We start from the raw sequence: 25439 nt of genomic DNA, 5'->3' as shown, positions 1-25439 counted from the left end.
GCCTTATTGCTTACCACCACAGGCACCCTATTGCTTAGAACCAATACGGTTGATTGGTTAGAACCACAGGTACCCTATTGCTTAGAACCAATACGCCTGATTAGTTCAATCCTTAACTTCTATCACTGCCGGGCAATGATCCGAATGGACCGCCTCGTTCAGGATATAGGCGGCATCAACCTGTGGTTTCAGCGGTTCGCTGACCATGCAATAATCGATACGCCATCCTTTGTTTTTAGCGCGGGCGCCGAACCGGTAGCTCCACCATGTATATTCTTGTTTGTCCGGATGGAGCAGGCGGAACGTATCGACGTAGCCGGCATTCAGGAAACGGGTCATCCATTCGCGCTCTTCCGGAAGGAAACCGCTGTTCGTGGCATTGCGCACCGGATCGTGGATGTCGATCGCTTCGTGGCAGATATTGTAGTCGCCGCAGAGAATCAGCTTCGGGCGTGATTTTTGCAGTTCCACCACATAGCTTTGGAAATCTTCCAGCCACTCCATCTTGAAGCTCTGCCGCTCGTCGCCGCTCGTTCCCGAAGGATGGTAGACGCTGACAACCGACAGCTCTCCGAAGTCCGCCCGGATAAAACGCCCTTCATTGTCGTACTTCTCGATTCCCATTCCGTACTCCACATGGTCCGGCTCCCGGCGGCTCAGGATTGCGACACCGCTGTATCCTTTTTTCTGTGCACTATAGAGCCATGCCTTATAACCAAGCGCCTCGAACGGTTCGGCAGGGAATTGATCCGGTTGCAACTTGGTTTCCTGCAGGCAAAGCACATCGGGAAGTTCCCGGGCGAGCCATTCGGGAAGTCCTTTTCCGACGGCGGCACGCAGTCCGTTTACGTTGTATGTGATAATCTTCATATTTCAATTGTTATAATGATGAGACAAATGTAATTAAAATGAATCACTATCCATAATTACAAGTCCGCATCCTCTACAATAATCCTGAACCCGACATTCATCGGCCGTTGCCAGGGCAGATACGCCTTGCGGACAGCCGAAGTGGAGTATTGGGGACGTTCGCGCCAGGAACCGCCGCGCACAACCCGCTTTTCTGCTTCCGGGTAGTTCCCCTTTTCCTTCAAGGGATAAGGGACGTAGCCGGATGCCGTCCATTCCGCCACATTTCCGTTCATATCATATAATCCCCAGGGATTGGGATGGTAAGAGGCAACCGGGCAGCTGATCAGTTGATGGTCGTTCACGTTCAACACCTTCGGCAGGAAGTCCCAGAACCGGCGCATCGGATCGGTCGGGCGCATCGGTTTGGGGTCTACGCCTGTTACGGCGAGGTCTACGGTTGTACTGTCCGCCAGGTTTTCGTAGCTGCCGAAATCGCTGTTGATAGAGCCGAACCAGAAATCATCCGCACTTCCGGCCCGTGCCGCCCATTCCCACTGTGTCTCTGTCGGGAGCGAAGCCTTACAGCTCAAATTCTCGCTGATCTTGCGGCAGAATGCGTTGGCTTCTTCCCAGCTGACACGTACGACGGGCTGATCCGGTCGGTTGGCCGGATAGCCGGGTGTTGTATGATCCTTCCAGGTCTGTCCGATGTAGCGGCTGTCGTGTTCCGGAAAGAGCGTGCAGAACTGCTTATTCGTAATCTCGGTCGTACTCATCCAAAAGCCTTTCTTCACATCTGCTTTGAAAGCGGGGGAAGCTGCCGGCGTCCGGTTGTTGCCCATCACGAAGCTGCCGGCCGGAATCCAAACCAGGTCGATGTGTACGTCGGGGGCGATGGTCAGACGGCGGGTCGCACTGGTCTTCTCCCCGCGCTTGACGCGGGGTTGCATGGATGCGAGCTTGGAAGAAGATGCGGTGCTTTTGCGATCCCGCGTCGAGCGCGGGAACTGGGCTGTCTTGTTTTCTTTCAGCCAATCGGCATAGTCGGCAATCTCTTTTTGCCAGTCTACCCGTACGCCGCTGTATTTCTCCGCCAGTTCCATCCGGCGTTCTACCTGGTTCTTGGGCGACTCCGGTTTCAGGTCGATCTGTGTGAACGCTCCGGAGTAGGGGGCGTTCAGGTCGATCCAGGTGTAGAGCGTGCGCATATCTTCGTCCGGGACCTGCACGCCGTGATGTCCGGCTTGGAGGATACGGATCAGTTCGCTGTTGCTGACGTGGAACTCCGCCGGTTTCAGGACGTAGATGTCCGACTCCGGCCCCTGCCGGTAAACGTATGGATGCAGGTTCAGATAGCTCTGGTCGAACTGCTTGTTGATCTTCGTCAGTATTCCCCGTTTGTAGGTGACCATCCGGTCTTTACGGAAATCGGGTTCGGCGGTTGTCCCATCGTGGCAGGAGACACAGTTTCGGTCCAGTACCGGTTGTACTTCGAGACGGAACGTGAAAGGACGGACGCCGCCTTCCGGTGTTTCCAGCCGGCGCGCCTGTTTGGCCGAAGCAATTGTACGCTTGGGAATAGGCATGGTGTTCTGGTCCTCATGGCAACCGATGCAGGAAACGATCTCGCCCGGCATACCCGTCAACCAACTGCGCATCCATTGCACGGCCGCCCCGTCTTTGTCCAACGGCTGGATGGAGACAGGAGTATTGGCAGGGATGGTGAAAAGCGCTGAACCGTCTTCCTCTACCGGAACTGTGCCTAACACACGCTTGATGTCCCATCCGCTTTGTATGCCCTGTGCGTCGTGATCGGACGGAGCCAGGATATAGGCGTATTCGTAAGCGAAGATGCGGAGCGATTTGATTGTCCCGCGCGGGATGCCCTGTGTGCCTTCCCCTTCATAGATGTCCTGTATGAAAACGGTCGCTTCCTTATTGCCCGGCTTGATCTTCGACGGGATGACGGGAGGCGTTTCGCGTTTAGCCAATGGGATAGGAGCGGTCAGCCCTTCGCCTTCCTGTTCGGCTATCAAGGTCAGGTTGTCGAACACATCGACCAGATAGATTCCCCATAGCGCATCTTCCGCCGGCTTACAGGCAACCAGGAAATATTTCTCGTTCAGCGGGAACGGTTTCATAAACTGCGGCCAGACTCCTTTGACCAGTTCGTCTTTGATAAGCGGGACGATCGGACGGTCTTTGAACGGGAGTTCCTGTATCATCCCTTTTTCCTCTTTACGGCTTTTGGCAGGGTCGAAGATGACGAGCCGCCCCGAACGCGCCGTGCCGTGATGTCCGGAGATGATGCCGACGAAGCGGCTGCTGTGCTTGGAGAGCGGTTTCATGTCGAACGTGCTGTTCGGAAAGTAGGAACCGCTGCCGTAAAGCGCTTTGTTCTCCGTTCCGTCAGGATTCATGTGCATCACGATACGGGAGAAATAGTGTGTCAGGTCGGTGTATTCCCAACGGGTGTACATGATGCGGCCGTTCGGGATCACGATTGGTGACCAGTTGCCATCCTGGTCGAATGTCAGGCGGCGCAAGTTGCGTGTCTCGGGATCGTAAGAGACCAGGTTGGCAACCACATCGTCGCCATGTACGCAGGGCACGCCGTTATAGCCTATATTGGTCGTGGCAACCACCTTTCCGTCCGGCAGGTAGTTTGCATCGCAAAATTCCAGATCCGGCTCATCGACTGTAATCTTTTGGTGAAGGCCCGTCCCGTCGGTCTTTATTTCGTATATCTGCCATTTCCGGTTCGCATCGAGGGAGGAGAACAGCAGGCGGTCGGCGTCCCAGTGCAGTTGTATGTCGGAGACGGGCACGTCGGCTTCCGGCTTGTAGATGCGTTCGCTCTTGACCTCGCCCCGCAGGTCGGACAGGATGTCAATCTCGGCATCATATCCTTTGCGTGAATTGGAAAAAAGCGAGTTGTAGTTTGCCGTCGAAGTTCCCATCGAGGGCCCCATAGCCTTGCGGGCTTTATTGCCCAGGCGGTAGCGGGCGGCTACTATACGATCTACGTCCAACAACGGGTTGGTAAGCATGATCTCCCGTTTCAGCGCCAGCAGCTTCCGGGCATTGCCGATCGCCTCGTCGGAGGCTGTGGCGGAAAGCGCTTGCCGTACTTCCGGCAGGAGTGCTTCCAGCTCGGAAAGTTTCTGGTAAAGCGTGGTGGATTTATCACCTAAGGACTGTTTCGTATCGTCCAGATAGGCTCGCATGGCAGACGGGTTTACCCACCCGATCTGTGTCTTCAGGTCGTTGATCTGTATCTGGCGTAACGAATCCACTCCGTCCGCAGTGGAGAATGCAGGCAGGGAACAGGAGAGGAGCACCAAGAGTAAATATACTTTGTACCGGAGCATTATTTGTCTGCTAATTTGTAAATTTCACATGCGGCCATCAGGAATGCGCCCGGGCCATACAATTCCGTCATCTCGCGCGTCACCTTCTTCGGATCGGCTCCTACAGGTTGTACCCAACCTAACTTGCCGTCTGCTTCGACAGCGGCCACCAATGCTTCCCAACCTTTTTTGACGATAGGCAGATATTGGTCTGCCGGCAGATAGCCCTGGTTGATTCCGTAGGCCAGTCCGTAAACGACAAATCCTGTCGCACTTGTTTCGGGTGAAGGATAGCTGTCCGGGTCCAGCAGACTGGCATGCCAGTAACCGTCCTTACCCTGCAATCCGGCGAGGCGTTCGCTCATTTCCTTGAAGAGGCTGAGGTAGAAGGGGCGATATTCGGTATCGTTGGCCGGAAGTGTTTTCAATATCTCGGCCAGACCGCCGATCACCCAACCGTTACCGCGTCCCCAGAATACTTTTTTACCATTGGCTTCCCGCTGGTCGAAATAGCGGCTGTCGCGGTAGAACAGATGTTCATCTTTGTCGTACAGGTAATTATAAGTTGCGCGGAACTCGCTGTCTGCGAAGTGCATATATTTACGGTTGCCGGTCAGCGTGTAGAGGCGTGTATAGACGCCCGGTGCCATGAAGAGCGCGTCGCACCAGGTCCAGCGTTCGATCGTGCTGCCCTTGCTATAGTCCAGGTCCATGCTTCCGTTAGAGGGGTTGTTTACGACCCAGTCCGCACGGGCAATGGTCGGCTTCAGCATGTTCTCATTCTTTTCCTTGTTATAGAAATCGATATAGGTTTGTGCGATACAGACATCGTCGGCATGGTACATCCGGTTGGCGACCTGCCAGCTCTGGCGGTTGAATATTTTCCGCAGCCAGTCGTAATAGGTATTGTCGTTGCTGAGCTCCGCCCAGTCGTACATTCCCATGTAGAGTGCGCCGGGCACCCAACCGCGCGGTTCGCTCTTGGCGTATTGATTATCGGGATAATCTTTGATCTGCCAGTCGGCAACCTTGCGGGCAACGTCCATTACGCTTTGCCGGTTCCAGTTGCCGGTAGTGACAGTAACGGCAGGGCTGGAGGTCTCTGCTTTCGTTGGCATATTATTTACTAAACAGGTGCAGGCACAAATAGATAAGCCTGCCGATAGATACTTGATTGTTTTCATGATACTGTAATCTTGGTGTTAATCATTTTAATTCTGCATCAAAAATAAGAAAGATAAGGCTCCTGGTATAATAATATCATCTCAAAATGATTCAAAAACGTACCAAACCCCTTCCGCCTATAAAAAGAAAGGGAGCTATACCCTGCGGCATAGCTCCTTTCAATATAAGTGTGTAGGTATTGGAATCCTAAATTAATACCCAGGGTTCTGCGGGAATTCAGCGCCTGTGTTAGAGTCGATGATTGTCTGCGGGATCGGCCACAAAGTGTTGTGCTCATCCATCGTGCTGCTATACGGATTGTATTTCTTTACGCGTTCAACGAGCTTGCCTGTGCGGACTAAAGTGAAGCGACGCAGTTCTTCTCCGACCAGCTCACGGATACGTTCATCCAGTAGGAAGTCGATTGTTGCTTGGTTTGCTGTAATCTCAGGGGCATTTGCACGTTTGCGGATCACGTTGATTGCTTCTGCAGCACCTTGTGCATTGTTTTGCATCAAACGAGCTTCTGCTAACAGCAGGTATGTTTCAGCTAAACGGAATTTCATACGGTCTTTGTTGTTACCACCGTAGCTCAGGTTATCTGCTTTTCCGTAGAAGAACTTGGTTACAGCCGGGAATAAGGTAAGTTTCGACCAGGTATCATCTGTAAAATCAGCCTTCTTTCCATATTTATCAGAGGTGACATCGTTGTAATACCAGTTTCTCTTGATGTTATATTCAGAGTTACGGATATCGGTTGCAGCAAAGAAATCACTGCTTTCGATCCACCATTTAAACGGAACGATCTGTGCCAGGCCACGACCTCCTAAAGTATCAGCCAATACGAAACCGTCTTCATTGTAGTATTTGGGAACCCAGGCGCGTTTTGTCCAGTCTTCATATTCTCCACCACCACCGGTTGTATTATATTCAAGCTGCATAACCCAGATACTTTCCTTGTTTCCGGAAGTACGGTTCTGGTTATACTCTTTGAACATATCGGAGAACGGATCTCCCTGCTGATCTTTATCGGCACCGAAGCGTGAAGTCATCAGATTGAAGTAGCCACAGTCGATAACTGCTTTGGCTGCCGCTTCTGCTTCAGCATATTTACCTGCCATAAGATAAACTTCCGACAGCATGTGTTGAGCGGCCCATTTTGTCAGCTGGCCGACTTCCACTTTGTCCGGATCTTCCGGAAGATTTGCGATTGCAAATTGCAAGTCTTCGATCATCTTACCTAATACTTCAGTTTTAGGAGTACGGGTGAAGTCTATGCGGAAGTTTTTCTCGATTTTGTCTACATAAGGAACATCTCCGTACAGATATACCAGATACCGGTATGCATAAGCGCGGAAGAAACGGGCGACAGCCTGGTAGTAGGCTTTGTCTGTCGGTTTATCCCAGCTTACATCTCCTTCCGAATATTCAAGGATTTCATTTGAGGAAGCGATCAAGCCATATCCCCAGTTCCAGTAAGACGTAACGAACGTAGTGGACGGTGTGTAGGATAAGTTTTCAAAAGGTACCAACGAACCGTCGCCATGACCGGCATAGACGATATCTGTTCCAACCTGGAATGATTCGTACGGACAAGCCTGTCCTTGGCTTGTTGTACCACTTCCTGTAGTACCGCCTCCCCAAGTGTTAAACTCGGAGCGTGCCCAACCGTATAGGCCGGTTACACCGACTTCAAAGCCATAGCTGCTTGTATAAGTATTGTCCGGAGCCAGTGAACTTTTCAGATCTTCATCCAGGAAGCCGGAGCAGCCGGTGGATGTTACTAATAAAAATGTTGCAGCAGCTGCCGCTAATATATTTTTCATAATTTATTTCTCTTTAATAAGTTTAGAATGTAAGATTTAATCCGAACATATAAGAACGGGCAGTAGGATAGGTTACAAGGATATTCCTGTTAACATCGTTATCATCCAGATTCAGGAAATTGTCGATATTACTGAATGTATAGAGGTTATTGACACTGACATTAACAGACAAGGCACTGATTCCGATCGCATTTAAAGTTGTTTTCGGGAAGGTATAGCCTAATGTGATATTCTTGACATTTACATAATTTGCCTTTTTATAGAATGAATGTTTGTCATAAGGAACATATGACGGCGATGTCATTTTATTAGTCGGGTTTTCCGGTGTCCAGTAATCCATTCCACTGATATAGTTGAATGTCGGCATCCAACGGTCGAAGTTGTAGTCGTGCAACTCTTTTGTTTGTCCGAATACACCGTTCAGGAGGAATGAGAAATAGATATTCTTGTAATCGAAACGGTTACCCATTGACAACAGGAAGCTCGGCAGTTTGGAACCGATAATTTTCTTGTCGTCGGCAGTGATTGAACCGTTTCCGTCTTTATCTTCCAGTTTGGCAGAACCCGGAACAGCGCCCTTCTGATATTCTTTACCTTCTTCATTCAGATATTTTCCGCTTGTAGCATCCCATTTGATTGTATGTCCGTTTTCAACATAAGTTTCATTTTCCTGCCATGTACCGATAACGTCGTAGTCATAGAACACGCGTAAAGGTTCTCCGATAAACCATTTGTTCGTGATATCATCTTTTCCGTCGCCACGCAGTTCGATAATCTTGTCGCGGTTCAGGGAGAAGTTCACGTTTGTGCTCCAGCTGAATTCCTGATTTTGGATATTGATCGAATTTAAAGCGATTTCAACACCCTTGTTACGGGTTTTACCGACGTTGTCCATGATTGATTTGTAACCGTTCATATAAGGTACGGTACGGCTCATCAACAAATCTTTCGTATTTACCACATACATATCGATATTACCGGAAAGGCGGCCGTTGAAGAAACTGAAGTCGATACCGGCATTGATTGTACGTGAAGTTTCCCATTTCAGGTTCGGGTTACCGACACCGTTCGTAGGCAGGAAAGCACCGTTTACGACTGTTCCGTTGTCACCCCAGATGTAGTTGGTCAGTGTCAGGCGGTCGAGTGTCTGATAAGCATTGATAGCCTGGTTACCGTTGGAACCCCATGATAAACGGACTTTCAACATATCCATATAGTTTGACTGGCTTTCCATGAAATCTTCGGAAGAAATGTTCCATGCTGCAGCCACAGAGGGGAAGAATGCATATTTGTTATTCGCACCGAATGCAGAGTAACCGTCCGAACGGCCTGTCAACGTCAGTAAATACTTGTTGGCATACGAATAGTTCAAACGTAACATATAAGATAACATGGCTGTTTCCGTCAGTTTGGATGTGATTTCCTTATTCTTTTCGGCACCGGCCATATTGTGGTATTCGGAATCATCGTTTACAAAGCTCTCGCCCGATTCTTTAGCTTCCTTCTTAGTTGTTTCCTGCATACTGAACAGGGCTGTTGCATCGATTTTATGCAAGCCGAATGTCTTGTTATATTTCAGGAGGTTTTCCCATGTATAATCATAATAATGGATGTTCTCGATAGAGGCAGACCCATTCACCTTTTTACCGGAAAGCGTATTTCTTCCGTAGTAGGATCCGACAAAGTTATTACGGTAGTTGTAACCGAAATTTGTACGGAATGACAAGCCGTCGATAGGGAACTGGATTTCTGCGAAAGTGGAAATAAAGACGTTACGGTTTGTTTTGTCGCTTGTTGCGTCGATGTTTGCCATTGGATTGTAGAACAAAGTCTGGTCCATCGGATAGTCGACGTAACGGTCGTTTTCATCTTTGTAAATACCGTAAGGACTCATTTTCAGTCCGGCTTCCAAGTAAGGCTGTTCTCCGCCGAATTCTTTTTGAATGGCTTGTGTTCCCATTCCGACGGTTAACCACTTGTTTAATACCTGTGTGATGTTCAATGCGATGTTGGTACGTTTTAATCCGGTGTTCTCCATTACACCGTCTTCTCTCAGGTGAGAGATCGATGCCATGTAAGTTGTTGCATCCGTACCACCGGAAATACTAATCTGGTGGCTGGTTGTCAGCGCATTGCGGAACATGATGTCCTGCCAGTCCAGTTCAGACCCGTTCTGGTAGTTAGTACGTTCGCTCGGGTTGAGCAGCGTCAGCGGGTCAAGCTGATCTCCGGAATAACCGTATTTCATGCGGTTGTAGTCCTGCGTATATTTTACATATTCATCGCCTTTCATCATGTCGATGCGGCGCTGTGCCTGTTGCATACCGACTTGTCCTTTGTATGTTACGGTCGGTGCGCCTTTTTTACCTTTCTTTGTCTGGATCAGGATTACACCGTTGGCACCACGTGAACCGTAGATGGCAGCAGAAGATGCATCTTTTAATACGGACATGTTCTCGATGATATCCGGATCGATATCTCCCAAAGAACCGCTGTAAGGAATACCGTCCATAACGATCAGCGGAGAGTTGTCTGCACTCAGTGAGTTTTCACCACGTACACGCAGAGACTGGTCTTCACCCGGCTTTGCATTGCCGGTTGTTACGTTCATACCCGGAATCTGGCCGGCCAGCTTGTCCATCAGGTTGTTTGTTGAAACCATTTTCAGCTTGTCTTCGCCCACAGCCACGATGCCGCCTGTCAAGTCTGATTTACGCTGAGAACCGTAACCGATTACCACTACGTCATCCAAGCCGATGGCATTGTCTTTTAAAACAATGTTCAGCGTTTTGGCTCCTGTGATTTTGATTTCCTGCGATTCACATCCGATGTATGAAACAACGATTGTGGAGTTTTGGGGCACGTCAAGGGAGAAGTTTCCGTCTGCATCGGTAACAGTACCGATAGTCGAACCTTTTACCAGAATGTTGGCTCCGATAATCGGAAACTTGTCGGCTTCGGCAATTACCGTACCGGTGATTTTTACTTCTTGCGCATATACCTGTACGGATATAAACGCCATAAAGATTAGTAGCAAAGAAAGAAACCTGTTCTTTCCGTTAGCCTTTTCATTGGGAGGCAAATTCCCTCGTAGTTGTCTGTTCATGCCTTTCATAATTTATTAGCACATTAAACAATTAATACTTAACCTGTCGGTCCTATTTGTTTTTTGTGTCAAAAGAATGAAAGATGCAAGGCAAGAACGAGTAATTTCATTCCAAAAGGGGATAAAAATATACCAACGTGCTAAAAAACATTTATTTTGATGAATTTTGAGACTCTGTTTCCTGATATTCTGTCGGCGACATTCCGTAGACGGCCTTAAAACTGCGGGCAAAATAGGAACGGCTACTGAAACCGACATGTTGCGCGATCTCGGAAATATTCATGTCCGACTCTTTTAATAGTTTAGCCCCTGCCTCAAGACGAATATTCTTTATCAGTTCGATAGGAGATAAACCGGTTACGGCTTTTACTTTTCTGTAGAAATTAGTCCGGCTCATGTTTAATGCTTCATAGATGACGGATACATCGAGTTCCGGATTGGAAATGTTGGCCTTTACAATATCGATGTACTGTTTGAGAAAATCATTGTTTTCCTTCGGCTCTTCCACTCCGAGTTGTTTGAGCGAGAGCGATTCCCCGTAGATCGTTTTCATCTTCTCGCGCAGGGAAAGTATGTTCCGGATACGCGCTTTCAACAGGGATACCTGGAACGGTTTTACGATATAATCGTCGGCACCGGCTTCCAACCCTTCTTCGATCTGGGATACCATAGACTTGGCGGTAAGCAGTATAACCGGGATATGGCAGTAATTCTGGTTTTCTTTGATACGCTTACACAGTTCCAGCCCGTTCATTTCAGGCATCATGACATCACTGACTACGATATGCGGGAATGATTCTTCGATTACAGTTAATGCCTCTTTCCCGTTGAATGCTTTCAGTATGATGTAATCGAGGTTGAGTTGTTGCTCCAGGTATTGGAGCACTTCCTGGTTGTCGTCCACCAGCAGAATTGTTTGCTTGTTCTTGTTTTCTGTCTCTTCGACCAGCAGATTGAATTTCTTGCTGATTTCTGCGGACTTCGACAGGACAGGTTCCTCTGATATCGTGACTTCCTGTTCCTCTGTATCGGGAAGGATAAACATGAAATGTGTCCCTTTCTCTTCCGAACTGACTGTCCAGATACAGCCGTTGTGTTGCAGGATAATGGAACGGGTCAGGCTTAAACCTATACCGGTACCGGATATCTGCCGGTGTATATCTTCCTGCGAACGATAGAAAGGCTCGAATATTTTTTCCGCTTCCTGATCGCTGATACCTTTTCCAGTATCGATAACCTCGATAAACAGATATTTACCTTCTACCAAAATCGAATTGTATTGGGAAGGGAAATTCGGGAGCAGTTCGCATTCAGCCTGCGAGACAGTGCTGACGCGAAGGGTGATATGTCCCTCCGAAGGTGTAAATTTGAATGCATTGGAAAGCAAGTTGAAGAATATCTTTTCGATTTCGGCTTCGTCGAAGCATACCCGGTAAGAATCCGGCAATTCATTTTCCAAAGTGAAAGTAATCTCCCGGTTGTTGGCGACGCTTTCGAATGAATGATACATCTCTTGTATGAAAGCAGAGAAGTTGAAACATGTTTTTTGCAAGACCGTTTTACCGGCTTCGTATTTCTGAATGTCCATTAAGTTGTTGACCAGAAGTAACATGCGGCCGGTATTCTTTTTAATCAGTTGCAGGGCCTTTTTGACTTCCGGGGAGAAGGAAGCATGTTGCATCAGGTCGTTCAATGGATTGATAATAAGCGTTAAAGGCGTGCGTAACTCATGCGAGAAATTGGTGAACATACGCATTCGCTCTTTGTGCAATTCGTTGACCTTATCCTGTTCCATTTGTTTATAATGCATTTCCCGCTCCCGTTCATGTTTGTTGTGCTGGTAACGGATAACACGGATGATGATGAAAGAGATAAGGCTGATGTACAGTAGATAAGCCCACCATGTCTTATAGAACGGCGGGTTTATGGTGATGTGCAGTATGGCTTCTTCCGGATTCCATACAGCATCGTTGTTGGATGCCTTAACCCGGAAAGTGTAAGTTCCGGGTGCCAGGTTGCTGTAGTAAGCTTCCCGGCGATTGCCGACCGTGTGCCAGGTTGGGTCGGCTCCCTCCAGTTTATAGGCATATTGATTCCTTTCGGAATGAATGAAATTCAAAGCGGTGTATTTGAATGTGATATTATTCTGGTTGGCCCCGAGCGTGATCGACTGATTCCCGGTCTTACCGATAACCTCTTCCTTGTTGTTTAAGATCATTGAAGTAAGATGGACTTCCGGGATATTGGGGTTGAACATTATTTTGTCCGGATCGAAAAACAGGATTCCTTTATCTCCGGGAAAATAGATGTTACCGTCGGAAGAGACACTGTTGCCCGAGAATAGAGTAAACTCCTGGGGCGGTATATCTGCAATTTGCAATTCACTGAAAGTATCTGTCTCGCGGTTTAGTTTATATAATGATCTTCCGGTTGCGATCCATAGATTCTGATTCTTATCTATAGTCAACGAACTGATCTGGCTAACGGACAGGCCGTCCTCCTTCTGATAATGTTTGAGGAGTTTCAGATTAGTATCCAGACGGTATAAGCCGTTCTTACCAGTGGAAATCCAGATATAACCATTGGGATCTTGCAGGATGGCCGTAATATTCCCCAATCTCTCCAGTTGAGGGTCGGATTGTAGTTCGGGAGTAAGGTTACGGACAGTTTCTCTTTTCATATCATACAGATAGAGGCTGTCGGAGAGTGATCCGAACAGGAAAAGATCAGGCTGGACTTCGTTGATCATCGTTATCCGCTTAAAGGAACGGATCGTCCCGTTTGCCGTAAACGAATTGATTTGCTTGCCTTTGTCTATCATGACGAGATCCTCGTCGCTATTAGTCGGAATCCAGAGTCGCTTGTTGCTGTCTATATATAAGGAATAGATGTCATTATGCCGGAAGTTATACAACATTTTGTATTGTTTGTCCCGGATAGAGAACAGGTAGACCGAACCGAAGTGGGTAGAACACAAGATTGAATCACCCTGTATCAGAATCGATTTAATTATATTGGTTTCATAATTTCCTTCCTGAATCGGTTTGATCGGATAGAGCTGTTTCTTTCCGTTCTGCGGGTTGTAACAGAATAATCCGGCTCCTTCCGTTGCGAACCACATGTTTCCGTATTTGTCTTCTTGTCCTTTGCCGATAATCCCGGCATATTCGTTTGTCGTGATATAAGAAACCGGCCGGTAAAAAGGGCTATGGTAATTGATCCCGGCGGAATAGGTCCCGATCCAGAGTGTTTGATCCCTGTCGATCAGCATGCTGTGGATCGAATAGTGGCTGAGTCCGCCTTTGCCGGATATATCGATGCCGGCTGGCGTTACGGTCAGATTCTTTTTATTCAGGATACTTAGCCCTCCGAAGGTACCGGCTAAAATGGAATCATTGTTATAAAAGACAAGCGTGCGTATGCTGTTGTTGTTCAGGCCTGAATTATCTTTATGCAGGTGGGTCAGGGTTTGTGTTCGGGTATTGAAAAGGCAGATCCCGTTTTCATCCAGGCCGATCCATATATTCCCGTCCTTATCCGGCAATATGGCCATGATCGTGCCGGCAGGCAGTTTGTTGTTTTCCTCATTATTACCGGAGAGAACGTGATGTTTTAATTTCCAGTCGGCGGAATAAATATATAATCCTGTGTTTTCGGTCCCGACATAGATATCTCCCCGGCTATCCTGGGCAACGGAGTAAACCGGCGATGCGATTGCCTCGTCTGCAGATATAGCCTCGACTGTCTGATCTGTTTTACATTTAAATATATAGCGGCTGCAAAAAGCATAGACATTCCCGTCCGAGTGTCTCAGTAACTTGTTGATGACATTGGAAGTACAATCCTTATTAATGCTACGGGGATAGAAACGGGTTATATTCTTTGTTTTATAATCGATACAGTTGACGCCGTTCGAGGTCCCTATCCAGATGTTTTTCCGGCTGTCTTCGGCAAATCCCCGGATATAGTTGTCGCTTAATGTCGCGGTGTTGTTTACTTCGTTCTGGTAGATAATGAATTCGTAGCCGTCATAGCGGTTGGCTCCATTGCGTGTTCCGAACCAGATATATCCGTCCGAGTCTTGAAAAATATCCAGAACTGAAACTTGCGACAGGCCGTTTTCTACTCCCAGGTGGGAGAAGAAAAAATCGATGCTATATGCCGGGTTTGCATATAGCATCGCCAGTATTATATAGAGAATATAGAGTCTGTTTATCATTTGTAGTTTTCAATTAAGTTAGACCTGGTAAAAGTAGAGACGCACGGCCGTACGTCTCTATTCTGCAAAGATAACGATTTGGAGACGATTTTTAACAGGATTGAGATGATTTTACACGGTTTGAAAGGGTTATAATCTTATTTTTGCACTTCAATCAATTAAAACATCATGAATAAACGAGTATTGAGTTTAACCTTATTGCTGGCCTGCGTATGTTTTGCCTTGCAGGCTGAAGGCCGGATTGTGGAATCGTTTAATTCCGGCTGGGTATTTAAGAAAGCGCCGGCGGGTAAAGAGTTAGCGGTGAATGCGCCGAAATGGGAGAGTGGATGGACGGAAGTGGAGATTCCTCATACCTGGAATGCGAAAGACATGCAGATGCAGTTCAATAATTTCTACGAAGGAGCTGCCTATTACAAAAAACAATATTTCTTTCCGGCTGAAATGAAAGGGAAACGCGTGTTCCTCCGTTTCGAAGGTGTGGGAGCTACGGCTAAAGTGTATGTGAACGGTTCACTTGCCGCCACGCATAAGGGAGCTTACTCGGCTTTTTCCTGTGAGATCGGGACGCTGCTGAAAGCGGGGGAGAGTAATGAGATTATCGTGAAGGCCGACAATGCGTCGCGTCCGGATGTGATTCCGGTCAACCATGTGCTCTTCGGCGTGTATGGCGGCATGTATCGTCCGGTGTGGCTGATCGTGACCGAACCTTATAATATATGCGTCACCGATTGCGCCTCTTCAGGTGTTTATATTACCCAGAAGAATGTATCCCGGAAACAAGCCGATGTAAAGGTTAAAGTGAAGCTGGATAACGGGACTTTGCAGCCTGCTCCGCTCACGTTGCAGAATACGGTTTATGACCGTGAGGGCAAACAGGTTGCCTCAGATAGCCGGTCGTTCGACCTGACCGCACAGGGCGTCCAGACATTCGAGGCTGATTTCAAGATCAAGAATCCGACGCTGTGGCAGGGACGCAAGAATCCTTACCTGTATAAAGTCGTAAGCCGCCTCGTTCAGGACGGGAAAGTGATCGACGAAGTTGTCCAGCCATTGGGTTTGCGTAAGTATGAGATCGTGGCCGGTAAAGGTTTCTACCTGAACGGTGAGAAATATCCGATGTATGGCGTCACCCGCCATCAGGACTGGTGGGGATTAGGCAGTGCCTTGAAGAATGAAAACCACGACTTCGACCTGGCTACCATTATGGATATCGGAGCGACAACCGTCCGTTTTGCCCATTACCAGCAATCGGACTACCTGTATTCCCGTTGCGACAGCCTGGGACTGATCATTTGGGCGGAGATTCCTTTTGTCAACCGTGTGACGGGACAGGAGGCCGAGAATGCCCGCAACCAGCTTCGCGAACTGATCCGCCAGAGTTTCAACCACCCTTCGATCTATGTCTGGGGATTGCATAACGAAGTCTATCACCCACATGAATACACGAAAGAACTGACCAAGTCGCTGCACGACCTGGCGAAGACGGAAGACCCGGACCGCTACACGGTTTCGGTGAATGGCTACGGACACATGGAACATCCGGTCAACCTGAATGCCGATATTCAGGGAATGAACCGCTATTTCGGCTGGTACGAAAAGAAATTGCAGGACATCGAGCCTTGGGTGGAAGGCCTGGAAAAAGAGTATCCGGATCAGAAACTGATGCTGACGGAATATGGAGCGGACGCCAACTTAGCTCATCAGACGGAATACCTCGACAATTCGCTTAACTGGACAAAACCGTTCTATCCGGAAACATTCCAGACGAAGACGCACGAATACCAATGGAGCGTGATTGCCAAGCATCCGTATATCGTTGCCTCTTACCTGTGGAATACGTTCGATTTCGCGACACCCCTGGCAAACCGCGGCGACCTTCCGGCGCGCAATATGAAAGGTCTGGTGACGTTCGACCGCAAGACAAAGAAAGATTCTTATTTCTGGTATAAGGCAAACTGGAGCGAAGCCCCTGTCCTTTATCTGACGCAACGCCGCAATGTGGACCGCGAGAAAAAAGTGACTTCCATCACCGTCTATTCCAATATCGGTGAACCGAAAGTCTTCCTGAACGGTAAAGAACTGTCCGGCATCCATAAGGGCTATACGGACGTACATTATATAATAGATAATGTTACGCTGGCAGATGGAAAGAACATTGTGAAGACAGTCGTTAATAAAGATGGCAAACCCTATGAAGATTCTATCGAATGGATATACACTGGAGAGAAGAAACGTGAAGCCGACTCTTTCTCCATCAAGGGGGAGCACGCAGGATTCGAATAGATAAAATAAGTTTTTGATGTAGGGACAAGTTGTCCCCAGGTAATACGAGGTTGCTCGCAGCCCGGTTATAAAGCCGGGTGATGCGGAGCAACTTCTTTGTTATGGAAAGTTTCCATGTTTTTTATTTAGCTTGATACTTTAAATAACTATCTTTACCAAAATACAGATATAAACCGTCATCAGATTGGGAATAGGAATATACCTTCTTAAATAGATAATCAAGATACATCTCTTCAAAATCGCCATAGAGGATATCTAAGACCTGAGTTAGCATTTCAAGTTTAAGTTCGATTTTTCCTGTCTCCTTATTAAAAGCATACGAACCGTTTATCTCGTTTGCAGTCATGCGTCCATCAAAAGTACCATCCTCCTTAAATTGGATAACACATGCTATCTCAGACTTTAGCAGTTCTTCCGGTATTTTTATTTCGTCCCCAGCTTCTACAAGTTTAGCCAATTTCCAATTGAGATTTGCTTCAATTGCTTCTGTCGGCTGGTTGGGCCTTTGTTCTGTTTGCTCTATTTGTTCTTCGCTATCAGAATTGCTGTCGCAACCAAAACATACAGCTAAACATAGGAACATACAGACTCTTTTTATAAACTTAAAACTTCTATTTACCATCATTCTTAAATTAATCGGTTAAAATTATTCAACACACTTCTCTTGTCAAAAGCAAGCTGCCAGAATACAAATACAACAACATTACCATCTCACTCTCTGTATTTGTTGGGAACAGAGCAAATGTTCTAAAGCTAACAATGTTTCAAATGTAAATACTTATTTGTGATAAAACAATAAATTTACAAAATATATTTCCATGCCCATCCATTCTGCCTTCCATGCCCATGCAATTTGATTTCCATGGGCATGGAAGCGAATATACAATAACCCCCTGTTTCGACTGTTTTTCTATTTCGTCCGAAATCTTGATCGATTTTGAATTGACTCTTTTCACGGTTTTAACCGATTCGGATGACAACAGATGAAATGAGGTGCGCAGCCCATTTCGAAAAGTGTGCAATTTGATTGTCGAAAGATGGAAACACCGACAAAGTGATAAACCTTAACTCCCGGAGAATCGAATATTTGCGGATGAAGATGGGCTGCGTTCCAAATATCCCAAGGAAATTTTGGAGGCTTGTTGCTGTGAGGTGCGCAGAAAATCGCCTTGAAGTAACGCTTCGTCGCTCTGAAGGTTGACTTCGTGCTATATGAAGGTTGACTTCGGGGCAATAAAGTTCCGGGTCAGAGCGATAAAGTCCCTCTTCATAGCGATAAGGTGCCGGATCATAGGAAAAAGCCTCTTTTTGACAGCTGAAAAGTGGGTTAACATTTGTTCGGTTTCGGATGTCTTTCGAGCCTGAAAAATACGTTTTTTACAATAAGCCCCCTGCCGCAGGCTCTCTTTTGCCGTTTCGTTTCAACGAACGGTTTTAGAGCTTAGGGATGTGTCAAAACTGCCCTGTCCCTGCGCTTGACGCGGGGCCGCAATAAAACGGTCCTTATCAATCAGTTGTTTATACGGTCGGTTTTAATGCGATCCCGCGTCAAGCGCGGGAACAGGATCGTTTACGATCTCTTCTAACTTTCAACTCTTAACATTCAACTTTCAACTACTTAGGGGGGCTTATTGTAAAAAACGCATTTTTCAGCATCAAAAGACATCCGAAACAAAACAAATGTTAATCCACTTTTTTGACCTCAAAAAGGTACTTTTCCACCTTTTTAGAGCGTTTCCAACATTTACGACCGTCCTCTTTGCCATTACGACCGTGCTAATGTGTAGTGCACTCGGCACCTCGCGAAGATTAGGACGGTCGTAATGGCGATTAGGACGGTCATAATTGAAAAGAGGACCGTTTTCAGGGCAAAAAAGCCTCTGAATTTCCTTGGGATATTTGGGACGCCGTCCGTTTTGTTTTCAAATATTCGATTCTCCGGGAGTTAAGGTTTATCACTTTGCCGGCGTTTCCGGTTTTCGGTAATCAAATTGCACGCTTTTCGAAACGGACTGCGCACCTCATTTCATCTGGTGTCAGCCGGAGAGGTTAAAACCGTGAAAAGAGTCAAACAAAAATCGATCAAAATTTCGGATGAAATAGAAAAACGTCCGAAATGGGGGTTATTGTAATTTTGCAGAAAAAAAACCTACCATATTGTGGTAAGGGCTGATATTATAAGCCTATGCAAACTTCAGTATCAATGCTGGATCAATATTCAGCTTCTCATACAGTCGTTTCGCCATCCGCATCGATACAGGCCGCTTTCCTGTCATGATCTGGCTGAATGTAGACTCCTTTACTTCCAGAAACTCAGCTGCCTGGCGTTGTTTCAACGAACGTTTTTCCAATTCTTCTTCTATTGATGTTATAAGAGGTGATTTGAACCTCAAACTTTTAGGTTTATAATATAAAGCCTCATAATCAGCACACATACCGGCCGCGCGACTGATTTCAAGTGTATATTCATTCCTTTCACCTTGTACCGAAAGAGCCCCTTTTTTTGTGGCTTCATTAATAAGTTCTTCTACATAATCCGACACCTTTTCAAACAATTCAGGTGTATCTATACGCACGATGTTTTCAAATTTCTTTTCCATTTCATTTGCTGTTAAATTGTTAAACAGTCTATTTTATCATATTCGGCGTGTGTTCCTACAAAACGGATTGTCAAAATATCATCGATAAAAAGAGCGATGACTACCATTCTGTAACTATTTCCTTTTATATTAAACACATATCTGCCTTCTCCAATATAATCAGCCGAAGGAAAATCTTGCTTCAATTCTGCATGATTACTCCAAATGTTATTTTCAGCGATATCCAGCCAGCGTTGTAAGGGACGCGAAGCGTCTGCATGCTTACTCGAAAAATCATCAATCACTTTCCTACGCTGTATTCTCATTTCATTCTTTCTTTTAGGCAAAAATACTATAAACTTCACAATATGCAAAGTTTTTTCATGGAAAACAAGGAGAGGAAGTGTATCTAATCTTTTACTTCTGTTCGTACTGATTTTTGCTCAAAATCAATGTCGACGGCATTTTCTGAAGTGCCTCTTTGCGGTGTTCCGATACGTCGTTCCAGGTATTGTAACCGATCAGCATAAAGTTGTAACCGCTGAATAAACCGGGTGTCAGGTCCTTGTCCGGCAATAGGCTTGTTTGAGGAGTCGATGCCGTGAAATCTTCGATTGTCTTAACGATTTTGTCATAACCCGGTGTTGTCGTGCTTGCCTTGTTCACAATGCCGACGGAACTATGAGTCGTTTTCAGCAGCGTGCTTGTGTAATCCAGCAAGAAGAGGTCTTCTTCCGTGCTGATGATCACTAACACATGGGTCGCTTTAACGAAATTACGGTTGATGAATACACCGACATCGCAGTTACTCCGTGCAATGAACATTTTGGTTTTGTCTTTCAGCAGAGCACCGGGATAAAACCAGGATTCGGGCGCTTTAAGCCGTTTGAAGTAACGGTTGTAGAAAGAAGCGCGATAACGGGTTGCCGCAATATCGTCGGGAGAATCGCTCATAGAGATGCCGGAACCAACCAGCAAAAAGTCGAATCCTTCGTTGTTCACAATGTCGCAGATGTCCTGGCCGGCATTGTTAGACACCTCGTAGCGGGTGTGTATCTGCATACCTAACTTCTTGGCGCCATACAGGATAGGACCGAAGCTGACCTCCTCGAAGTTGTCCGTGTGTAACGGGTTGACATCGGAACCCACGGTCAGGTGCAAGGCTGTCAAATCGAGTTTCTTCTTTCCCCGGGCAAACATCTGGTGGGCGACATCGAGCATGATCTGTCCGTTTCCGGCACGTCCGAACGAAAGCAGGACTTTAAACGCGCCACCGGTAGGCTCTGCATATTGCTGATGTCCCTTGAGCTTCTCCCGGGTCTTGAAACAGAACCGGATAAAGGAGACCAGCGGAGTGGTCATAAATGTCGTGACCAATGTCATCAACACCAGCATGACGAATATGGAAGGCGGCAATATCTTCATTTCATAACCGATCGTCAGAACGACCAGTTCCATCAGACCGCGCGTGTTCATCAACGCCCCGATATAGAGGCTGTCTTTCCAGCTTTCTCCCACGAAACGCGCCGAGAACATGGCGCCCCCGAATTTCCCGATGATGGCGACAACGATGAAGATGCCGCACATCGCCCAAAGCTCCGGAGTGTTCAACAGCCCGATCTCCGTACGCAACCCGGTCGAAACGAAGAAGAGCGGCAGGAAGAGCGCTAACGACACATCTTCGACCTTCTCTGTCATGATCTTGCGGAACTTGATGTTTCCCGGCATGACCACACCGGCAATAAAAGCGCCGAAAAGGGCGTGCAACCCTAATATCTCGGTAAAATAGGAGGAAACAATCAGCAACAAGAACATCAATGCCACCAGTGCTTTGTCTATTACCTCTTTATTATGGTAGATATGCCCGATCATCCGTAAAAAAGGACGTACGGCGAAGAACATGAACAGGATATAGAGGATGGAGAACAATATATTGTAGACGGCGCTCAGCATACTGCCGGCCTGAGCAATGGCAATTACGACAGCCAGCAGGCACCAGGCCGTGATATCTCCATTGGCGGCGCTTGCTAATGAGATTGTCCCTAAATGTGTTTTTGTCAGCCCCTTTTCCTGGATGATACGCGCTAACACGGGGAAAGCCGTGATACTCATGGCAATCCCTATGAATAAGGCGAATGAGAGGAAAGGCGTCCCTTTGTGTGCGTAGGATTCATAGACATAATAGGCGGTAAGCATACCGAAAAAGAACGGAACGATCGTGCTCGTATGGCTGATCAGTATCGTTTCTTTCAGCTTCTTCCGGACTTCGCCGATATCTAACTCCATCCCGATGGCAAACATAAAAAGAATCAGGCCGAATTGGCTCAATATAGTGATATTGCCTAAGGACTCAGGAGGAAAAAGAAATGCGGATACTCCCGGCAGGAGATGTCCGAGAACCGACGGGCCGAGTACGATACCTGCCACGATCTCGCCGATAACGGTCGGTTGCCCGATCTTTTGAAACAGCCAGCCGAACAGGCGGCAGACAATCAATATCGTAATGATCTGTAAAAGAAGTATTCCAATGGATGACTGGATGTGATGGGTGACGGAATCCAAAAACACAAAGAAGCCTTCCCCCATGTTTTTAGGGGGATTCTGCATCGACTGGATCGCTGTTTCGACCTGCCGGCCTTCTCCTTCTTTGACTATAAAATACATAAGCGAGCCAAAGACCAGGATCATCATCAAATAAAAGGCTATACTCTTTGTTCCTTTACTCATCTGCCAACAATAAACGGTTTCATGCAAAAATAACAAAAGGAATTAAATATTTAGTATTTCGCTGGTGAAACTTTATTAATGGCCTTGTTTTTGCGGCATTGTTAGTTTTTTCTTCTATCTTTGTGCGAAACCAATCTCAAAAAATCATGGAGTCGCTAAATCTAATAAAGAATGACCCTTGGCTGGCCCCCTACAAGGAGGCAATAGAAGGACGGTACCAATATGTGGTAAACAAAGAGAAGAGCCTGACGGGTAACGGCAGACAGACGTTGTCGGAAATGGCTTCCGGGTATCTTTACTTCGGGTTGCATAAAACAAAGACTGGATGGGTGTTCCGCGAATGGGCGCCCAATGCCACTGCTATCTATCTGATCGGTACTTTCAATGACTGGAAGAAAGAAGATCAGTATAAACTGAAACGGTTGGGCAATGGCGTTTGGGAGATCACGCTTGCGGAAGATTTATTGCATCATGAAGACCTGTTCAAGCTCTTGGTAGAGTGGGAAGGTGGCAGCGGAGAACGTATCCCGGCATGGATACGGCGCGTCGTTCAGGATGAGAATACCAAAATATTCAGTGCACAGGTATGGAATCCGGAAGAGTCGTATGTATTTAGGAACAAACGGTTCAAACCGGATGTCTCCCCGCTGTTGATCTACGAATGCCATATCGGTATGTCTTCCAACGAAGAAAAGGTCGGCACGTATGACGAGTTCCGCCGGAATGTGTTGCCCCGCGTTGCAAAAGAAGGGTATAACGCCATTCAGATCATGGCCATTCAGGAACATCCCTATTACGGGTCGTTCGGTTATCATGTCAGCAGCTTCTTTGCCGCATCTTCCCGTTTCGGGACGCCGGAAGAGCTGAAACACCTGATCGATGACGCCCATGGCATGGGGATCGCAGTGATTATGGATATTGTCCATAGCCATGCCGTAAAGAACGAAGTGGAAGGCTTGGGACGCTTTGACGGTTCCTATACTCAATATTTCCTGGGCGGTTCCCGTCGTGAGCATCCGGCGTGGGATTCCCTCTGTTTCGATTATGGCAAGAACGAAGTGCTTCACTTCCTGTTGTCGAACTGCAAGTTCTGGTTGGACGAGTATAAATTCGACGGCTTCCGTTTTGACGGGGTGACTTCCATGCTTTATTACAGCCATGGGCTGGGTGAAGCATTCTGTAATTACGGTGACTATTTCAACGGGCATCAGGATGGAGACGCTATCGCCTATCTGACATTGGCCAATAAGCTGATCCACGAAGTCAATAAGAATGCCATTACGATTGCCGAAGAGGTGAGCGGAATGCCGGGGTTAGCTGCTAAATATGAAGATGGAGGCTACGGCTTCGATTACCGTATGGCGATGAATATCCCGGATTACTGGATCAAGACAATCAAGGAAAAGAAAGACGAAGACTGGCATCCCTCTTCCATCTGGTGGGAAACGACTAACCGCCGTGCGGACGAGAAGACGATCAGTTATGCAGAAAGCCATGACCAGGCGTTGGTTGGCGATAAGACGATCATCTTCCGCCTGATCGACGCAGATATGTATTGGCATATGCAGAAAGACGATCATAGCCTGACAGTCGAACGTGGTATCGCTTTGCATAAAATGATCCGTTTGGTTACGGCATCTACCATTAACGGTGGTTATCTGAACTTTATGGGAAATGAGTTCGGGCATCCCGAATGGATCGATTTCCCGCGTGAAGGAAACGGCTGGTCTTATAAATATGCCCGTCGCCAATGGGAGCTGGTGGATAATATGGATTTGAAGTACCATTATCTGGGCGATTTCGACCGTGAGATGCTGGAGATAATCCGCAGTGTGAAGAATTTCCAATCCACTCCGATACAGAAAGTATGGGATAACGATGGCGATCAGATTCTGGCCTATATGCGCAAAGATTTGGTTTTCGTCTTCAATTTCAATCCGACAAAGTCATTTACCGACTATGGGTTCCTGGTTCCCAAAGGCGAATATGAAGTGCTTTTGAATACTGACGCGACCCGTTTTGGCGGTTTCGGACTTTCGGACGATTCTATCCGTCATTTCACACAACTCGACCCATTGTATAAAAAAGAGAAAAAAGAATGGCTCAAATTATACATTCCGGCCCGTAGCGCTGTTGTATTGAGAAAGGTAAAAGTAACAAAATAAATAAGGCTATAAAAACAGAAACGTAAGTATGTTATATCCTATGACATTTAAGCCTATCCTCAAGAACATAATCTGGGGAGGCTCCGATATCTGCCCGTTTAAGGGCATCACTCCGGTGCAGGACGGCATTGGCGAAAGTTGGGAACTTTCACACGTGGAGGGTAATTATTCCGTCGTTGATAATGGCGCGTTGGAAGGCAAGACGCTGGACGAACTGATCCGTACGTATGGCCCGCAGCTGTTGGGCGAAAAGGTGGTGGAACAGTTCGGTTCAACTTTCCCTCTGTTGATTAAGTTTATCGATGCACGCGACGATTTGTCTATCCAGGTGCATCCGGACGATGAACTGGCTAAAAAACGTCATAACTCTTTCGGTAAGACGGAGATGTGGTATGTGATAAAGGCTGCCAAGGGCGCTGGCTTATATTCCGGTTTCTCCAAACAGATCGATGCCGACGAGTATGTGAAACGCGTACAAGACAATACGATTATGGATGTCTTGCAGCGTTATGAAGTCTCTCCGGGCGATGTGTTCTTCCTGCCTGCCGGCCGTGTACATGCGATCGGTTCCGGTTGCTTCATCGCCGAGATACAGCAGACAAGCAACATCACCTACCGTATTTACGACTACGACCGCAAAGGCCCGGACGGAAAAGGACGTGAACTGCATACCGAGTTGGCAAAGGATGCGATCGACTATACGCTGTATCCGGATTACCGCACCCACTACAAGGCACATACGAATGCAACCGTAGAATTGGCAAGCTGCAAATATTTCACGACGAACCTGTTGGATATCGACACGATCATGGTTCGCAATTTCTCCGAACTGGACTCTTTTGTTGTCTATATTTGCATGGAAGGCAAAGCTTCCATCCGTGACAATAAGGGAAATGAAATCTATATCCATCAGGGACAGACGGTGCTGATACCGGCCGATACCGATGTGGTAACGATCTCACCGGTCCCGGGTGCCAAGTTTATGGAAACATATATCGGATAGAGTCCTGTAAGGACGACAGTTCCCAGCCCAGGGCGTGAGCCTCGGGAACAGGATTGTATCGAAAAAGAATAAAGCCCTGTAAGCACGATACCTTGTTTTTCAACAGAATTACGGTGTCGTCTTTACAGGGCTTTTTGTGTTTTGAATTATCCGATACATCAA

13 protein-coding genes are annotated in these 25439 nt (G+C 47.1%); 3 read left to right on the top strand and 10 right to left on the bottom strand.

Going from position 1 to position 25439, the window contains the following annotated elements; translation table 11 throughout:
* Positions 1-105: 105 nt before the first annotated feature.
* The 6 genes from DWW90_RS01075 to DWW90_RS01050 form a co-directional block, all read right to left on the bottom strand.
* On the bottom strand, positions 106-870 hold the full coding sequence (locus DWW90_RS01075; RefSeq protein ID WP_122343667.1) for an exodeoxyribonuclease III: 765 nt from the start codon (positions 868-870) through the stop codon (positions 106-108).
* A 56-nt stretch (positions 871-926) separates the two neighbouring features.
* Positions 927-4223, bottom strand: a complete 3297-nt coding sequence (locus DWW90_RS01070; RefSeq protein ID WP_122343666.1) for an SUMF1/EgtB/PvdO family nonheme iron enzyme — start codon at positions 4221-4223, stop codon at positions 927-929.
* Entirely contained in the window at positions 4223-5320 is a 1098-nt protein-coding gene (locus DWW90_RS01065; RefSeq protein ID WP_233547619.1) for a glycoside hydrolase family 105 protein, read from the bottom strand. The genes DWW90_RS01070 and DWW90_RS01065 overlap by 1 nt, the downstream gene beginning before the upstream one ends.
* Positions 5321-5578: 258 nt before the next feature.
* The gene (locus DWW90_RS01060) at positions 5579-7192 is read right to left on the bottom strand and encodes a RagB/SusD family nutrient uptake outer membrane protein (protein WP_122343664.1); all 1614 of its coding nucleotides are present in this window, start codon (positions 7190-7192) and stop codon (positions 5579-5581) included.
* Between the two features lie 22 nt (positions 7193-7214).
* The gene (locus tag DWW90_RS01055) at positions 7215-10298 is read right to left on the bottom strand and encodes a TonB-dependent receptor (RefSeq protein ID WP_122343732.1); all 3084 of its coding nucleotides are present in this window, start codon (positions 10296-10298) and stop codon (positions 7215-7217) included.
* 151 nt (positions 10299-10449) lie between these two features.
* Positions 10450-14517, bottom strand: a complete 4068-nt coding sequence (locus DWW90_RS01050) for a two-component regulator propeller domain-containing protein (RefSeq protein WP_122343663.1) — start codon at positions 14515-14517, stop codon at positions 10450-10452.
* A 168-nt stretch (positions 14518-14685) separates the two neighbouring features.
* Here DWW90_RS01050 and DWW90_RS01045 point away from each other — a divergent pair, with 168 nt between their 5' ends.
* The gene (locus tag DWW90_RS01045; protein ID WP_122343662.1) at positions 14686-16803 is read left to right on the top strand and encodes a glycoside hydrolase family 2 protein; all 2118 of its coding nucleotides are present in this window, start codon (positions 14686-14688) and stop codon (positions 16801-16803) included.
* Positions 16804-16924: 121 nt separating this feature from the next.
* Here DWW90_RS01045 and DWW90_RS01040 read toward each other — a convergent pair whose 3' ends face one another.
* The 4 genes from DWW90_RS01040 to DWW90_RS01025 form a co-directional block, all read right to left on the bottom strand.
* Positions 16925-17386, bottom strand: a complete 462-nt coding sequence (locus DWW90_RS01040; protein WP_122343661.1) for a DUF4923 family protein — start codon at positions 17384-17386, stop codon at positions 16925-16927.
* 1600 nt (positions 17387-18986) lie between these two features.
* Positions 18987-19403, bottom strand: a complete 417-nt coding sequence (locus DWW90_RS01035; RefSeq protein ID WP_122343660.1) for a helix-turn-helix transcriptional regulator — start codon at positions 19401-19403, stop codon at positions 18987-18989.
* Positions 19404-19414: 11 nt separating this feature from the next.
* Complete coding sequence (locus tag DWW90_RS01030; RefSeq protein WP_233547618.1) at positions 19415-19747, bottom strand: type II toxin-antitoxin system HigB family toxin; 333 nt, start codon at positions 19745-19747, stop codon at positions 19415-19417.
* Positions 19748-19799: 52 nt separating this feature from the next.
* Complete coding sequence (locus DWW90_RS01025; protein WP_122331915.1) at positions 19800-22109, bottom strand: cation:proton antiporter; 2310 nt, start codon at positions 22107-22109, stop codon at positions 19800-19802.
* A gap of 146 nt (positions 22110-22255) precedes the next feature.
* Here DWW90_RS01025 and DWW90_RS01020 point away from each other — a divergent pair, with 146 nt between their 5' ends.
* On the top strand, positions 22256-24274 hold the full coding sequence (locus DWW90_RS01020; RefSeq protein WP_115500548.1) for an alpha amylase C-terminal domain-containing protein: 2019 nt from the start codon (positions 22256-22258) through the stop codon (positions 24272-24274).
* A 28-nt stretch (positions 24275-24302) separates the two neighbouring features.
* Positions 24303-25277, top strand: coding sequence for a type I phosphomannose isomerase catalytic subunit (locus DWW90_RS01015; RefSeq protein WP_122343659.1), 975 nt, complete (start codon positions 24303-24305; stop codon positions 25275-25277).
* Positions 25278-25439: the final 162 nt, after the last annotated feature.

The organism is Parabacteroides sp. AF17-28, assembly GCF_003479205.1.
Taxonomy (GTDB): domain Bacteria; phylum Bacteroidota; class Bacteroidia; order Bacteroidales; family Tannerellaceae; genus Parabacteroides; species Parabacteroides acidifaciens.
The sequence above is the reverse complement of the archived record's forward strand: the minus strand, read 5'-3'. Positions and strand labels throughout refer to the sequence as shown.

Coding starts and splice junctions, on each gene's coding strand:
- DWW90_RS01075 (WP_122343667.1), bottom strand. CDS start 870: ATGAAGATTATCACATACAACGTAAACGGACTGCGTGCCGCCGTCGGA.
- DWW90_RS01070 (WP_122343666.1), bottom strand. CDS start 4,223: ATGCTCCGGTACAAAGTATATTTACTCTTGGTGCTCCTCTCCTGTTCC.
- DWW90_RS01065 (WP_233547619.1), bottom strand. CDS start 5,320: ATGCCAACGAAAGCAGAGACCTCCAGCCCTGCCGTTACTGTCACTACC.
- DWW90_RS01060 (WP_122343664.1), bottom strand. CDS start 7,192: ATGAAAAATATATTAGCGGCAGCTGCTGCAACATTTTTATTAGTAACA.
- DWW90_RS01055 (WP_122343732.1), bottom strand. CDS start 10,298: ATGAACAGACAACTACGAGGGAATTTGCCTCCCAATGAAAAGGCTAAC.
- DWW90_RS01050 (WP_122343663.1), bottom strand. CDS start 14,517: ATGATAAACAGACTCTATATTCTCTATATAATACTGGCGATGCTATAT.
- DWW90_RS01045 (WP_122343662.1), top strand. CDS start 14,686: ATGAATAAACGAGTATTGAGTTTAACCTTATTGCTGGCCTGCGTATGT.
- DWW90_RS01040 (WP_122343661.1), bottom strand. CDS start 17,386: ATGTTCCTATGTTTAGCTGTATGTTTTGGTTGCGACAGCAATTCTGAT.
- DWW90_RS01035 (WP_122343660.1), bottom strand. CDS start 19,403: ATGGAAAAGAAATTTGAAAACATCGTGCGTATAGATACACCTGAATTG.
- DWW90_RS01025 (WP_122331915.1), bottom strand. CDS start 22,109: ATGAGTAAAGGAACAAAGAGTATAGCCTTTTATTTGATGATGATCCTG.
- DWW90_RS01020 (WP_115500548.1), top strand. CDS start 22,256: ATGGAGTCGCTAAATCTAATAAAGAATGACCCTTGGCTGGCCCCCTAC.
- DWW90_RS01015 (WP_122343659.1), top strand. CDS start 24,303: ATGTTATATCCTATGACATTTAAGCCTATCCTCAAGAACATAATCTGG.